This window comes from Brevundimonas aurantiaca, assembly GCF_904830995.1.
Lineage (GTDB): Bacteria > Pseudomonadota > Alphaproteobacteria > Caulobacterales > Caulobacteraceae > Brevundimonas > Brevundimonas aurantiaca.
On record NZ_CAJGVD010000001.1, the window covers coordinates 2,432,302 to 2,445,292 of the forward strand.

A 12,991-nucleotide genomic window follows, 5' to 3' on the forward strand; every position below is an offset into this window, starting at 1 on the left:
CTCGCCAAAGCCGCGCCTGCCCCTATATGGGGCCCATGACCGAGACCACGCCCCGCCCCGTTCTTCGGCTGCATCCGGCCCACCGCGACGACATCGGCGACCTGACCACGCGTCGGCCGGTGCCCGGTCCGGGCCTGGATCAGGTCGATCCCTTCCTGTTCCTGAACCATCACGGCCCCCAGACCTATCCGCCGAACAACGCCGGCCTGCCCTTCGGCCCCCACCCGCACCGGGGGTTCGAGACCGTCACCTTCATTCTGGACGGCGAGCTGGCCCACAACGACTCCGGCGGCGGCGAGAGCATCATCAAGGCGGGCGGGATCCAGTGGATGACCGCCGGCTCGGGCCTGATCCACGCCGAACTGTCGCCGGCCGACTTCAAGCGCGACGGCGGGCCGATGGAGATCCTGCAGCTGTGGGTGAACCTGCCGTCCCGGCTGAAGATGACCCGGCCCGCCTATGTGGGGCTTCAGGCCGCCGACATCCCCACCTTCACCACCGAGGGCGGCGTGGTGGTCGAGCCGGTCTCCGGCGAATGGCTGGGGGTCAAGGCGCCGATCCAGTCGCTGATCGACATCCATCTGGCCATCGTCCGCCTGCCCGCCGGCGCCCGGTTCGAAGTCCCGGTCGCGCCCGGCCGCACCGTCTTCTTCTATGCGATCAAGGGCCAGGTGTCGGTCGCCGGAACCCCCGTGCCCGAATGGAGCCTGGCCGCCCTGGGCGACGGCGACGCGGTCGAGATCACGGCCAGCAGGGACGCCGTCGTCCTGCTGGGCCACGCCGAACCGATCAAGGAGCCGGTCTTCAGCCACGGCCCCTTCGTCATGACCACCCGCGAAGAAATCATCCAGGCCATTGAGGACTACCAGTCCGGAAAGTTCGGCCCGCCGCCGCGGGGGTGAGGCGCATGAAACAGGGGCGGTTCACCGAACCGCCCCTTGCCGATCAGTAAGGCCAGTCGGGCGGCAGATACGGGCCCATGCCAGAGCACACAAAGGCAGGTGTCTCATCGTAATAGGGCGTCGGAATATAGGGCTTAAGCACATACACGTTGCCGCCGCCTTCGCCGCACGTATCCCAAGCGTAGCCAAGCACTTCCGTCTTTGCTGCGTCAGCATAGTAGACATAGGAATAGGCTACGAGGCTGGGATCCCAGGATTCCCGAACCAAGGCTTCGGCGGGGCCGAACGCCACCGTGGTCGCCCCGACGGCAGCGATGGCGATTGCGAGGTTTTGAACGCGTTTCATTTCAGTCCTCTCCAGAGGCGCGAAATTGCGCACGCTAAATATGCGTACAGATCAACCTCTAGTTCAATCTGTATATTGCCGCCGAAGCATCCCTTTCGGAGCCGCCACACAGCGCGCGGATGATGCGTTCCCCGACAAAACCCTATATGACGCCGGTTCCTTAGCGACCGCCGAGCCGAAGACACGCCCAAATGCCCAGCCTGAACGAGATCCGCGCCACCTATCTGAACTTCTTCGCGGCCGACGGTCACGAGAAGGTTCACTCGGCGCCGCTGGTGCCGCAGAACGATCCGTCCCTGCTGTTCGTCAATGCGGGCATGGTGCCGTTCAAGGACTATTTCACCGGCGCGTCCAAGCCGCCCTATCCGCGCGCCACCAGTTCGCAGAAATGCGTGCGCGCCGGGGGCAAGCACAATGACCTGGACAATGTCGGCTACACCGCCCGCCACCTGACCTTCTTTGAAATGCTGGGGAACTTCTCCTTCGGCGACTATTTCAAGGAACACGCCATCGACCGGGCGTGGAAACTGGTGACCCAGGACTTCGATCTGGATCCCAAGCGCCTCCTGGTCACCGTCTATATCGACGACGACGAGGCCGCCGCCATCTGGAAGAAGGTCACGGGCTTCTCCGACGACAAGATCATCCGCATCGCCGGCTCGGACAATTTCTGGGCCATGGGCGACTCAGGGCCTTGCGGTCCCTGCACCGAAATCTTCTGGGACCACGGCGACAAGGTCGCCGGCGGCCCTCCCGGCTCGCCGGATGAGGACGGCGACCGCTTCGTGGAGATCTGGAACAACGTCTTCATGCAGTTCGAGAAGGAGAACGACCAGATCGTTCGCAGCCTTCCCAAGCCCAGCGTCGACACCGGCATGGGTCTGGAGCGGATGACCACCGTGCTCCAGGGCGTGCATTCGGTGTTCGAGACCGACCTGTTCAAAACCCTGATCGCGGCGTCGGAAGACGCCACCTCGACCAAGGCCGCCGGCGACCAGGCCGCCAGCCACCGGGTCATCGCCGACCATCTGCGCTCCTCCTCCTTCCTGATCGCCGACGGCGTGACCCCGTCGAACGAAGGCCGGGGCTATGTGCTGCGCCGGATCATGCGGCGCGCCATGCGCCACGCCCACCTGCTGGGCGCCGCCGACCCGCTGATGCACCGTCTGGTCCCGACCCTGGTCGATCAGATGGGCGACGCCTATCCCGAACTGGCCCGCGCCCAGGCCTTCATCGAGGACACGCTGAAACAGGAAGAGGTCCGCTTCCGCACCACTCTGGGCCGAGGCATGGCCCTGTTCGACACGGCGGTTCAGGGCTTCAAGCCGGGCGACATGCTGGACGGCCAGACCGCCTTCACCCTGTCCGACACCTACGGCTTCCCGCTGGACCTGACCCAGGACGAGGCGCGTCGTCGCGGCTTCTCGGTCAATGTCGACGGGTTCGAGGCCGCCATGGCCGAACAGCGCCAGCGCTCGCGCGAGAACTGGAAGGGCTCGGGCCAGTCGGCCAACGCCGGCGAATGGCTGGCCGTGCGCGACCGCATGGGGCCGACCGTCTTCACCGGCTATGACTCCATCGACGGCTCGGGCGAAGTCCTGGCCCTCATGAACGGCGGCGCGCCGGTCGAGGCGGCCGAGGCGGGCGAGATCGTCGAGGTCTTGTTCGACACGACCCCCTTCTACGCCGAAAGCGGGGGTCAGACCGGCGACCAGGGCACGCTGGAATGGCCGGGCGGGGAGGCCGAGGTGCTGGACGTCAAGAAGCACGCCGGCGACCTGCACGTCCTGTCTGTCCAGATCACGGCCGGCCGGCTGGAGACGGGCGCCCGTGTCGCCCAACAGGTGGACGCCGACAAGCGTATGACCACCCGCGCCAACCACTCGGCCGCCCACCTGCTGCACACGGCGCTGAAGAATGTGCTCGGCGCGGCGGTCGCCCAGAAGGGCCAGCTGGTCGATTCTGAGCGCGCCCGCTTCGACTTCAGCCACGGCGCCCCCGTGACCGAGGACGAGCTGGCCGCCATCGAGGCCGAGGTCAACGCCGTCATCCGCCAGAACGTCCCGGCGGAGACGAAGCTGATGGCCCCCGCTGAGGCCATCGCCGCCGGCGCCATCGCCCTGTTCGGCGAGAAATACGGCGACGAGGTCCGGGTGCTGACGCTGGGCCGGTCGCTGACCAGCGACAATGCTCCCTACTCAGTCGAACTGTGCGGCGGCACCCATGTGGCTCGCACCGGCGACATCGGCCTGTTCAAGATCGTTCAGGAGACCGGCGTCGCCGCCGGCGTCCGCCGTATCGAGGCCCTGACCGGCGAGGCGGCCCGCCTCTATCTGGAAGGTCAGGCCGGCGTGACCCGCAAGCTGGCCCGCGACTTCAAGATTCAGACCCCCGACGTGCTCCCTCGGGTCGAGGCCCTGCAAGGCTCGGTCAAGGCGCTGGAGAAACAGGTCGCCGAGCTGAAGAAGCAGCTGGCCCTGGGCGGCGGCTCGGGCGCGGCGTCTGCGCCGGAAGAGATCGGCGGGATCAAGCTGATGGCCCGCGTCCTGGACGGGGTGGACGCCAAGGGGCTGCGCGGCGTGGCCGAGGACTTCAGGAAACAGGTCGGAACCGGCGTCGTCGCCCTGATCGGCGTGACCGAGGGCAAGGCCGCCGTCACCGTCGCCGTGACCTCGGACCTGACGGACCGCGTCAACGCCGCCGCCCTGGCCCGCGCCGCCGTCCTCGCCATGGGCGGCCAGGGCGCCGGCGGCAAGCCCGACTTCGCCCAGGGCGGCGCTCCCGACGGCTCCAAGGCCGAAGACGGCCTGGCCGCCGTCCGCGAGGCGCTGAAGGGCTGAGCACACCCCGACCCTCTCCCGCCTGCGGGAGAGGTGTTGCGTCGATCGCGAAGCGATCCAGCGACGGAGAGGGAAGTTCTCAGGAAATGAGACTTCCCCCATCGTCAGCCGTCTTGCTCCGCGCGAGCGATCGCCGCGCCTAGCCCATCGGGTCCGGCGTCAGATCCACCCCCGCCAGTTTCCAGCTCAACGGCCCCCGCCGCTCCATGATCAGCACCAGGGGGTCGTCGGGTCGGTCGTCGCGGGTCAGGGTGACGGCGAACCGGTTGACGCCGCGATAGGCCCAGGATTGGTGAATCCGCTCCTTCGGCGTCGCCGGCGTGTCGGCCGACGGGACCGGTTTCTCGGGCCGGGGCTTGTCGCCCGACCGGACCATGGCGGCTACGCCCTCCGGCGTGACCAAGCCGTCCACGGCGCCCTCGACCAGGGACGGGGCCAGCATCATGCCCAGGGCGGCCAGGGCCCGGTTCTCGCCGGTCCGGTCGCGAATCTCCATCGCCGCCCGGGCGTTCAGCTCGGCCTTCAGACTGGCCCTGAAGGCCGGGAAGTCCACCGTCTGCTCCAGGCCGGCCACATCCCCCATCCGCGCAGCCCGGATCAGCCTTTGGGCCGCCACGAAGGGCGAGATGAAACAGGCGACCAGGGCCAGTCCCAGAACGGCCGCGACCAGACCAATGGCGATCTTCTTCATGGGTGCTCCTTCAGTCGAAACGTCGAGACGGGCGGGATGTTGCGTCTAGGGTTTCGACGAGGGCTCGGCCGGCCTGGGCGCGGCGGGCGCCGCCCCGTCGGGCAGGCCGATCTGGACCAACACCCATTCGAACGGCCCCCGCCGTTCAAAGGTGAAGACGGTGCGCGATCCGCCCTGGTCCTGAACCGCCATCCGCGCCCGGTTAACGCTCCAGAACACCGGCTGAGGCCAGGGCTTGGGTGTGTCCGCCGCCGCCGGGTGCGCAACCGCTCCGGACCAGTGGCTGGCGTAGCGCCCCTCGCCCCGCGTCAGGGCCGACAGGGCCGGGGGCGTCAGATAGGCGTCCACGTCTGGGGCGTTCAGCACCGGGGTCCGTTCCATCTGGCGCCTTACCGCCCCGATCGGGTCTTCGAGGAAGGAGGGCGCCGGCGCCTGAACCCCGCCGCTCAGCTGCGGCCGCAACGAGTGGCGAACGGCCTGGAAGTCGATCAGCCGGGTCAGGCCCTGGACGTCGCCCGCCTCCGCCGCCGACCGGATGGCGAAAAAGCCCACGGCCGGCGCCGCAAAAAAGGCCGCGACCGCCGTCACGAGCGCCAGAACCACCAGATTGCCGAACAGCCGTTTCACGTCGCTTCCCCCACCCTGGGCCCGATCATGCACGGCCCACCGGAGGACGCAACGAAAAGCCCCGCCGGACGGATCCGGCGGGGCTGTCTCTCTCTCTCTCTCTCTCTCTTGGTGTCCTACCGCGCTTCGCTCTGCTTGAGGACGGCTGTTGTCCTGCCGCGCTTTGCGCGGCTTCAGGATGCTCGCTGTCCTGCCGCGCTGACGGCTTGAGGACGGGCTCAGCCGACGTCCGGCAGGGCGGCCTTCAGGTTTTCGGCGACCTTGTCGAGGAAGCCCTCGGTGGTCAGCCAGCCCTGTTGATCGCCGACCAGCAGGGCCAGGTCCTTGGTCATGTCGCCCGACTCCACGGTCTCGACGACCACCTTCTCCAGGGTGTCGGCGAAGACGCCCAGGGCCTCGTTGCCGTCCAGCTTGGCGCGGTGTTTGAAGCCGCGGGTCCAGGCGAAGATCGAGGCGATCGAGTTGGTCGAGGTGGCCTCGCCCTTCTGGTGCTGGCGATAGTGACGGGTCACGGTGCCGTGGGCGGCTTCCGTCTCCAGCACCTTGCCGTCCGGCGTCATCAGGACCGAGGTCATCAGGCCCAGCGAGCCGAAGCCCTGGGCCACGACGTCCGATTGGACGTCGCCGTCGTAGTTCTTGCACGCCCAGACGAAGCCGCCCGACCACTTGATCGCGGCCGCGACCATGTCGTCGATCAGGCGGTGCTCATAGGTCAGGCCGCGCTTCTTGAACTCCTCGGCGTATTCGGCGTCGAACACCTCCTGGAAGATGTCCTTGAAGCGGCCGTCATAGGCTTTCAGGATCGTGTTCTTGGTCGACAGATAGACCGGATAGTTGCGCGCCAGGCCGTAGGCGAAGGAGGCGTGGGCGAAGTCGCGGATCGAGGCGTCCAGGTTGTACATGCCCATGGCGACGCCGGCGCCCGGCGACTTGAACACCTCATGCTCGATCACCTGGCCGTCGTCGCCGACGAACTTGATCGACAGGGTGCCGGCGCCCGGCATCAGGAAGTCGGTGGCCTTGTACTGGTCGCCGAAGGCGTGACGGCCGACGACGATGGGCTGGGTCCAGCCCGGCACCAGGCGGGGCACGTTCGAGCAGATGATCGGCTCGCGGAAGACCACGCCGCCCAGGATGTTGCGGATGGTGCCGTTCGGCGACTTCCACATCTTCTTCAGGCCGAACTCCTTCACCCGGGCCTCGTCCGGGGTGATGGTGGCGCACTTCACGCCGACGCCGTGCTTCTGGATCGCGTGGGCGGCGTCGATCGTCACCTGATCGTCGGTGGCGTCGCGGTTCTCCATGCCCAGGTCGTAATAGTCCAGCTCGAGATCCAGGAACGGGAAGACCAGCTTGTCCTTGATCATCTGCCAGATGATGCGGGTCATTTCGTCGCCGTCGATGTCGACGATGGGGTTTTCGACCTTGATCTTGGCCATGCGTGCGGTCCGCCTGTGACTGTGGGGAAGGGAATGTCGTGGCGGCGGTATAGCGAGGCCAAGCGCCCGCGCAAACCCCGCCGCCCATCGTGGCCGCGCGGAATAACGCAGATCCCGCCTGAACCCTTTGGCGCGCCCGGACTTCTCTTTGGCTCAGCAACAGACACGGACGTCAGGATGACGGAGGAAGAGCGCCGACTGGTGGATCAGTGGATCGTCACCTTCTGCGAGGCGCCGCCGGTGGTCGATGCGGAACTGATGCGCAGGCTGATTGCTGAGCAGGAAACGACGCAGCAGGAAGCGAAACCATGTCGGACAAGACATTCAAGGCCGGCGACAAGGTGAAATGGGACCACAGCCAGGGCGTGACGGCCGGCAAGGTGGTCAAGAAGGTGACCTCCGAAACAAGGGTCAAGGGCCACAAGGTTGCGGCCTCCGAGGACAATCCGGAGTATATCGTCGAAAGCGCCAAGACCGGCGCACGCGCGGCGCACAGGCCGTCGGAGTTGAAGAAGGCATGAAGCTGAACGCACTGTCGCGCGGCGTCCCCCTGTCCTCTCTTGTTCTGGCTGCGTTCGCCGTCGCCGGATGCGGCGATAAGGATGCGGCCGAGACCCCTGCTGCGCCTAAGGCCGCCAGTACGGCGGCGCCCGCCGTCGCCGCGCCGGTGCTGCAAATTCGCCCCGAGACCAAGACCTTCCGCGACTGGCGCGCCACCTGCGGCAATGACGGAACCTGCTGGGCCTTCGGCTTCGCGCCCGACTTCGCCGCCGGCTGGGTCCGTATCGCCCTGGCGCCCGGACCGGACGCCCAGCCGCAAATCCTGTTTGGCTACTGGCCCGACGGCGACGCCAAGGGCGCCAACCCCCTCGGCTTGACCATCGACGGCCGCGCTTATCCGGCCGCGCTCAGCGAGGCGAGCAACGCTGACGCGCCCATCGGCGAAATCCGCACTGGGGTCCGCGGCGCCCTTGACGCCCTTGCCCAGGGAAAGGTCATGACCATTCGCGGGGCTTCCACCCAGGAAGTCTCGCTGCACGGCGCCGCCGCCGCCCTGTTGTGGATCGACGAGAAACAGGGCCGTCTGGACACGCCCACCGCCCTGATCCGACGCGGCTCCCGTCCGGCCGCCCTCGTTCCGGTCGCGCCGCCGCTGCCGACCGTCACCCCCGCTCCGGCCGTGGACCAGTCGGGGTTCGGTGATCAGAACCAGCGCGTGCCCGCCGCGCTGCGCGCTCGCACCGAGGTCGGAAACTGCCTGAAGGCGTCCGCCATGCCCGCCGTCAGCGACATGGTCATGTCCGCCCGACTGGACGCGCGGACCGAGCTGTGGGGCGTGCCCTGCGGCGCAGGCGCCTATAACGTCACTCACAACTGGTATCTGACGGGGCCGGGCGGTCGCGATCCTCGTCCTGCGATCCTCGCCGGAACGGAAGGCCCAGGCTCCGATCCGGTCATGCCCGACAATGCGACCGTCAACGGCGCCTATGATCCCAAGACCCGCACCCTGTCGGCCTTCGCCAAGGGGCGCGGCATCGGCGACTGCGGCGCGGCCCAGACCTGGGCCTGGACGGGGCAGGGCTTCACACTGACGCAGGAAAGCGTCATGGGCGAATGCGCTGGCGTGCCGTCCGATCTGTGGCCCGTCGCCTGGCGCACGCGGTGAACGACCCGGAGGTTCTGATCATCGGCGCCGGTCCGGCCGGCCTGACGGCGGCGACCTATCTGGGCCGGTTTCGCCGGCGGACCCTGGTGGCGGACGGCGGCGCGCCTCGCGCCAGCTGGATTCCGCTCAGCCACAATATGCCGGGCTTTCCGGCGGGCGTCACTGGCGCGGGTATTCTGAAGCGGATGCGCGAACAGGCTGAAGAATACGGCGCCGTCATCACGCCGGGTCTTATCGATCGCCTGACCCTCGACGGCGAGCGTTTCATCGCAGAGAGGGATGGCCGATCTGTTCGCGCCCGCGCCGTTCTTCTGGCGACGGGAGTCGTCGATCATCATCCTGACTTGCCGGGCGTCGAAGCGGCGGTGCGCAGGGCGCTGGTCCGCATCTGTCCGATCTGCGACGGCTATGAGGCCGTCGGCAAGGCCGTCGCGATCATCGGCCAAAGCGACAAGGGCGCCCGTGAAGCCGCCTTCATGCGCACCTATTCCGATCGGGTGACACTGATCCACATCGGGCCGCCTCACGCGCTCAGCCGTCCTGACGAGCTGGAACGGCTCGGCGTCGAACTGATCCTGGCGCCGTTGGACTCGATCGACATCGAAAACGACCGGGTGACGGCCCTGAGCTATGGCGGCCAGAGCCGCGCCTTCGACCTCGTCTACTCCGCCTTGGGCGCGTCGCCCAACGCCGATCTGGCGAGGGGGCTCGGCGCCCGGCTGGCCGCCGACGGCCGGCTGGAAGTCGATCTGCATCAGGCCGCCAGCGTGCCCGGCCTCTACGCCGCCGGCGACGTGGTGCGCGGCCTCAACCAGATCGCCGTGGCCACGGCGGAGGCGGCCGTCGCCGCCACCGACATCCACAACCGCCTGCGTCGGCTCGACGGACAGACCGTCTCCGACGGTTAGGGCCCAACACTAGGCTTGGGTGGCGATCCAGCCGTCCACGATCCGCTCCAGCACCGACAGGGGCACGCCCCCGGCGGCCAAGGCCGTGTCGTGGAAGCCCTTCAGGTCGAACTTGGCGCCGAGGCTGGTCCTGGCCTTTTCGCGCAACCGCACCCATTCGTTATGGCCGACCTTGTAGGCGCAGGCCTGGCCCGGCCAGCCGCAATAGCGCTCGACCTCGGACACGGCGGCCCCTTCCTGATCGCCGTAGGACTCCATCATGTACTGGATGCCCTGTTCGCGGCTCCAGCCCTTGGAATGGATGCCGGTGTCCACCACCAGACGGGCGGAGCGGAACATCAGCGACTGGATATAGCCGATCTGGCCCACCGGATCGTTCTCATAGGCGCCCAGTTCGTCGGCCAGCTGTTCGGCGTACAGACCCCAGCCTTCCACATAGCTGGAGAAGCCCAGCAGGTTCATATATTTGGGCGCCGCCTCGCTCTCCTGCTGCAGACTGATCTGCAGATGGTGGCCCGGCGCGGCCTCGTGATAGGTAAGGGTCGGCAGGGTCCAGGACGGCCATTCCGCCGTGTCCTTCAGATTGATCCAGTAGATGCCCGGCCGCGACCCATCCAGACTCGGCGAGTTGTAGTAGCCCATGGGCGCGCCAGCCTCGACCGCAGGCGGGACGCGCTTGATCTGGACCGAAGCCTTGGGCAGGCGGCCGAAGGCGCCGGGCAGACGGGCCTGCATGTCGGCCATCTGGGCGTTCAGCTTCTCGATCAGCTCGGCCTTTCCGGCGTCGGTGTTCGGATAGACGTATTTCGGGTCCTGGCCGAGCGCGCGGATCCGTTCCGCCACGGCGCCCTGGGTCAGCCCCTGGGCCTTCAGCAGGGTGTCCGCGCGGGCGGTCAGCTCGGCCATCTGGGCGCGGCCGGTGCGATGAATCTCGTCCGCCGTCAGCCGGGTGGTGGTGATGAAGCGCAGGCTGTTGGCGTAATACTGCTGGCCCTGCGGCAGGCGGCGGACCGAGGCCTCGTGCCCGGCGCGCGGCAGGGCGGCCTTCAGCAGGGCGTTCTGGGCCGACAGGGCGGGATAGACCTTTTGGGTCAGCAGGGCCTCGACCTGGGCGCCCCAGTCCCCCGACAGGCCCTTGGCCCGCGTGCGGTCCACGACCGAGGCGACCATGGGCGAGGCGGCGGCGGCGGTGGCCAGAATCCCGTCCTGCTGGGCGATGGCCTTGGCCAGGATGAAGTCCGGCGGGATCACGCCCAGGGCGTAGTCCTCGCGCAGACGTTCGGTCTCGGCGGTCAGGACGTCGGCGAAGGCGGCGACGCGGGCCACATAGGCGTCGGCGTCCTCGGCCGTCTGGATCGTATGCTGGTTGGCCAGGAAGTCCGGCGTCGACTGATAGGCCCCGCCCTGCTGGCTGACGCGGTAGGGGTTGGGCCATCCGCCCTGGCCGTAGGGGATGGCGAAGGTGGCGATCACCCCGTCCAGATTGTCGGCGATGGTGTCGTAAGAGATGCCGTCCTGGGCGTCCATGGACGACCGATCCAGAGCGCCGAGCGCGGTCCGCTGGGCTCTGGTGAAGGCGCGGAACTTCTCCTCGTTCTCGGCAGTCGGAACGGTCAACTGCGACTTGGCGGCCGCGCGCGCGCCGGCGTCCAGGCCGAAGGCGGTCACGGTTTCGGGACTGAGGTCCAGGGTCTTTTCGAACGCCTGGTCCATGAAGGCGGCCAGGGCGGCCTTGGACTGGGCGGCGTCGCCGGCCGGGGCGTTCAGCGCAAACGCCTGGCCGTGGGCGGCGGCGAGACCCGCGCCCGCAGCGGCGGACAGAAGAAGGCGGCGACGGTCGATCATGGAAGGCCCCAGCGAGTATGTCTGACCCCAATGGAGCGCCGGTCGTCTCGACCCGCAAGTGAAATCGCGGACAGGCGCAGACCACCTTCCCCCGCTTGCGGGGGAAGTGTCAGCTCGTAGAGAGCAGCGAGACGGCTGACGATGGGGGAAGTTCCGCCTCTTAAAGAAAGAAGACTTCCCCCTCCGACCCTGGTTCGCTTCGCGAACGCCGGGCCTCCTCCCCCGCAAGCGGGAGAGGGTCTTGAAAGTCACCCCGCCGCCTTCACCGCCGCCGAAACCTCCGACACCACCCGTTTGACCAGGGCCGCATCGTCGCCTTCCGCCATGACCCGGATCAGCTTCTCCGTGCCCGAGGGCCGCACCAGCAGCCGCCCCGAGCCGTTCAGCGCCGCCTCGGCCTCGGCGATGGCCGCCTTGACCTTTTCGTTCTCAAGCGGTTTCGCGGCGGTGAAGCGGACATTCTCCAGCTTCTGCGGCACCGGGTCGAACTGGCGGGCCAGTTCGCTCATCGGCTTGCCGGACTCGACCAGGACCGCCAGCACCTGCAGCGCCGCCATCAGGCCGTCGCCGGTGGTGGCGTGGTCGTGCAGGATGATGTGCCCCGACTGTTCGCCGCCGATGTTGAAACCACCCTCGCGCATCCGCTCCATCACATAGCGGTCGCCGACCTTGGTCCGCTCCAGCGTCAGGCCTTGCGACTTCAGTTTGCGCTCCAGCCCCAGGTTCGACATGACGGTGGCGACCACCCCGCCGCCCGCCAGCCGGCCGCGCCGGGCCCAGTCCAGGCCGACCAGGGCCATGATCTGGTCGCCGTCCACCACCTGGCCCTTCTCGTCGCAGATGATGACCCGGTCGGCGTCCCCGTCCAGGGCGATGCCGATGTCGGCGCGGTAGCGTTTGACCGCCTCGACCAGGGTTTGCGGGTGGGTGGAGCCGCATTCGGCGTTGATATTGGTCCCGTTCGGGGCCACCCCCACGGGGAAGACCTCGGCCCCCAGTTCGAACAGGGTGGTGGGCGCGACCTTGTAGCCGGCGCCGTTGGCGCAATCGACGGCGATCCGCAGCCCCTGCAGGCTCAGCCGCTTGGGGAAGGCCTGTTTGGCGATCTCGATGTAACGGGCCTGGGCGTCGTCGATCCGCTTGACCCGACCCAGCTTGTTCGACGGCGCCAGCCCCTGGTCCAGACCGTCGTCCATCAGGGCTTCGATCTTCAGCTCGATCTCGTCCGACAGCTTGTAGCCGTCCGGCCCGAACAGCTTGATCCCGTTATCGGCATAGTCATTGTGCGAGGCTGAGATCATCACCCCCAGGTCGGCGCGCATCGACCGGGTCAGCATGGCCACCCCCGGCGTCGGCACCGGGCCGAAGGTGCGCACGTCCATGCCCACTGAGGCGAAACCGGCGACCAGGGCCGGCTCGATCGTATAACCCGACAGGCGCGTGTCCTTGCCGATCACCACCAGATGGCGACGGTCGTCGCCGGTGCGGAACAGTTTCCCGGCGGCCAGCCCCACGCGCAGCGCGACCTCGGCCGTCATCGGATAGGTGTTGGCGCGCCCGCGAATGCCGTCGGTGCCGAAATATTTCCTGTCGCCCAAGGCGTCGTCCTTCGTTTCGGGTAACGTTCCGAAACCCCATTTTTGATGCAGTCCGCCTTAAGATTGCCTAGACGGCCGGTGGGGCTCGATGCGTGGCTTAGCCCCGGATCGCCGCCAGTGCAAAGCGGC

At 67.8% G+C, this 12,991-nt stretch carries 11 protein-coding genes; 5 read left to right on the top strand and 6 right to left on the bottom strand.

What is annotated here, in order from left to right; all coding sequences use genetic code 11:
* The first annotated feature begins 35 nt into the window (after window positions 1–35).
* Complete coding sequence (locus JMT67_RS11960) at window positions 36–902, top strand: pirin family protein (protein WP_201463574.1); 867 nt, start codon at window positions 36–38, stop codon at window positions 900–902.
* A 43-nt stretch (window positions 903–945) separates the two neighbouring features.
* On the opposite strand, the gene JMT67_RS11965 is transcribed toward JMT67_RS11960, so the two are convergent.
* Entirely contained in the window at window positions 946–1,248 is a 303-nt protein-coding gene (locus JMT67_RS11965) for a hypothetical protein (RefSeq protein WP_152949374.1), read from the bottom strand.
* Window positions 1,249–1,439: 191 nt separating this feature from the next.
* Here JMT67_RS11965 and alaS point away from each other — a divergent pair, with 191 nt between their 5' ends.
* A complete protein-coding gene (gene alaS, locus JMT67_RS11970) occupies window positions 1,440–4,088 on the top strand; it encodes an alanine--tRNA ligase (RefSeq protein WP_201463575.1) in 2,649 nt (882 codons plus the stop codon).
* A 139-nt stretch (window positions 4,089–4,227) separates the two neighbouring features.
* Here alaS and JMT67_RS11975 read toward each other — a convergent pair whose 3' ends face one another.
* The 3 genes from JMT67_RS11975 to JMT67_RS11985 all read right to left on the bottom strand — a co-directional run bounded on the left by JMT67_RS11975 (window position 4,228) and on the right by JMT67_RS11985 (window position 6,845).
* A complete protein-coding gene (locus JMT67_RS11975; RefSeq protein ID WP_183216138.1) occupies window positions 4,228–4,779 on the bottom strand; it encodes a DUF2939 domain-containing protein in 552 nt (183 codons plus the stop codon).
* Between the two features lie 45 nt (window positions 4,780–4,824).
* Complete coding sequence (locus tag JMT67_RS11980; RefSeq protein WP_201463576.1) at window positions 4,825–5,406, bottom strand: DUF2939 domain-containing protein; 582 nt, start codon at window positions 5,404–5,406, stop codon at window positions 4,825–4,827.
* A gap of 218 nt (window positions 5,407–5,624) precedes the next feature.
* Window positions 5,625–6,845 (bottom strand): NADP-dependent isocitrate dehydrogenase, encoded by a 1,221-nt coding sequence (locus tag JMT67_RS11985; RefSeq protein WP_152949378.1) that lies wholly within the window; start codon window positions 6,843–6,845, stop codon window positions 5,625–5,627.
* 308 nt (window positions 6,846–7,153) lie between these two features.
* On the opposite strand from JMT67_RS11985, the gene JMT67_RS11990 reads away from it, so the two are divergent.
* From JMT67_RS11990 to JMT67_RS12000, 3 genes are read left to right on the top strand one after another with little or no spacing between them, the layout of a single operon-like run.
* Entirely contained in the window at window positions 7,154–7,366 is a 213-nt protein-coding gene (locus tag JMT67_RS11990) for a hypervirulence associated TUDOR domain-containing protein (protein ID WP_201463577.1), read from the top strand.
* A complete protein-coding gene (locus tag JMT67_RS11995) occupies window positions 7,363–8,511 on the top strand; it encodes a DUF1176 domain-containing protein (RefSeq protein ID WP_201463578.1) in 1,149 nt (382 codons plus the stop codon). The genes JMT67_RS11990 and JMT67_RS11995 overlap by 4 nt, the downstream gene beginning before the upstream one ends.
* Window positions 8,508–9,419 (top strand): NAD(P)/FAD-dependent oxidoreductase, encoded by a 912-nt coding sequence (locus JMT67_RS12000; RefSeq protein ID WP_233455872.1) that lies wholly within the window; start codon window positions 8,508–8,510, stop codon window positions 9,417–9,419. The genes JMT67_RS11995 and JMT67_RS12000 overlap by 4 nt, the downstream gene beginning before the upstream one ends.
* Before the next feature lie 9 nt (window positions 9,420–9,428).
* Here the strand turns inward: JMT67_RS12000 and JMT67_RS12005 are convergent, their stop codons facing one another.
* Both JMT67_RS12005 and glmM read right to left on the bottom strand, forming a co-directional pair.
* Complete coding sequence (locus JMT67_RS12005; protein ID WP_183216126.1) at window positions 9,429–11,264, bottom strand: DUF885 domain-containing protein; 1,836 nt, start codon at window positions 11,262–11,264, stop codon at window positions 9,429–9,431.
* Between the two features lie 248 nt (window positions 11,265–11,512).
* On the bottom strand, window positions 11,513–12,862 hold the full coding sequence (gene glmM, locus JMT67_RS12010) for a phosphoglucosamine mutase (protein ID WP_183216123.1): 1,350 nt from the start codon (window positions 12,860–12,862) through the stop codon (window positions 11,513–11,515).
* Between the last annotated feature and the right edge of the window lie 129 nt (window positions 12,863–12,991).

Coding starts and splice junctions, on each gene's coding strand:
- JMT67_RS11960 (WP_201463574.1), top strand. CDS start 36: ATGACCGAGACCACGCCCCGCCCCGTTCTTCGGCTGCATCCGGCCCAC.
- JMT67_RS11965 (WP_152949374.1), bottom strand. CDS start 1,248: ATGAAACGCGTTCAAAACCTCGCAATCGCCATCGCTGCCGTCGGGGCG.
- JMT67_RS11975 (WP_183216138.1), bottom strand. CDS start 4,779: ATGAAGAAGATCGCCATTGGTCTGGTCGCGGCCGTTCTGGGACTGGCC.
- JMT67_RS11990 (WP_201463577.1), top strand. CDS start 7,154: ATGTCGGACAAGACATTCAAGGCCGGCGACAAGGTGAAATGGGACCAC.
- JMT67_RS11995 (WP_201463578.1), top strand. CDS start 7,363: ATGAAGCTGAACGCACTGTCGCGCGGCGTCCCCCTGTCCTCTCTTGTT.
- JMT67_RS11985 (WP_152949378.1), bottom strand. CDS start 6,845: ATGGCCAAGATCAAGGTCGAAAACCCCATCGTCGACATCGACGGCGAC.
- alaS (WP_201463575.1), top strand. CDS start 1,440: ATGCCCAGCCTGAACGAGATCCGCGCCACCTATCTGAACTTCTTCGCG.
- JMT67_RS12005 (WP_183216126.1), bottom strand. CDS start 11,264: ATGATCGACCGTCGCCGCCTTCTTCTGTCCGCCGCTGCGGGCGCGGGT.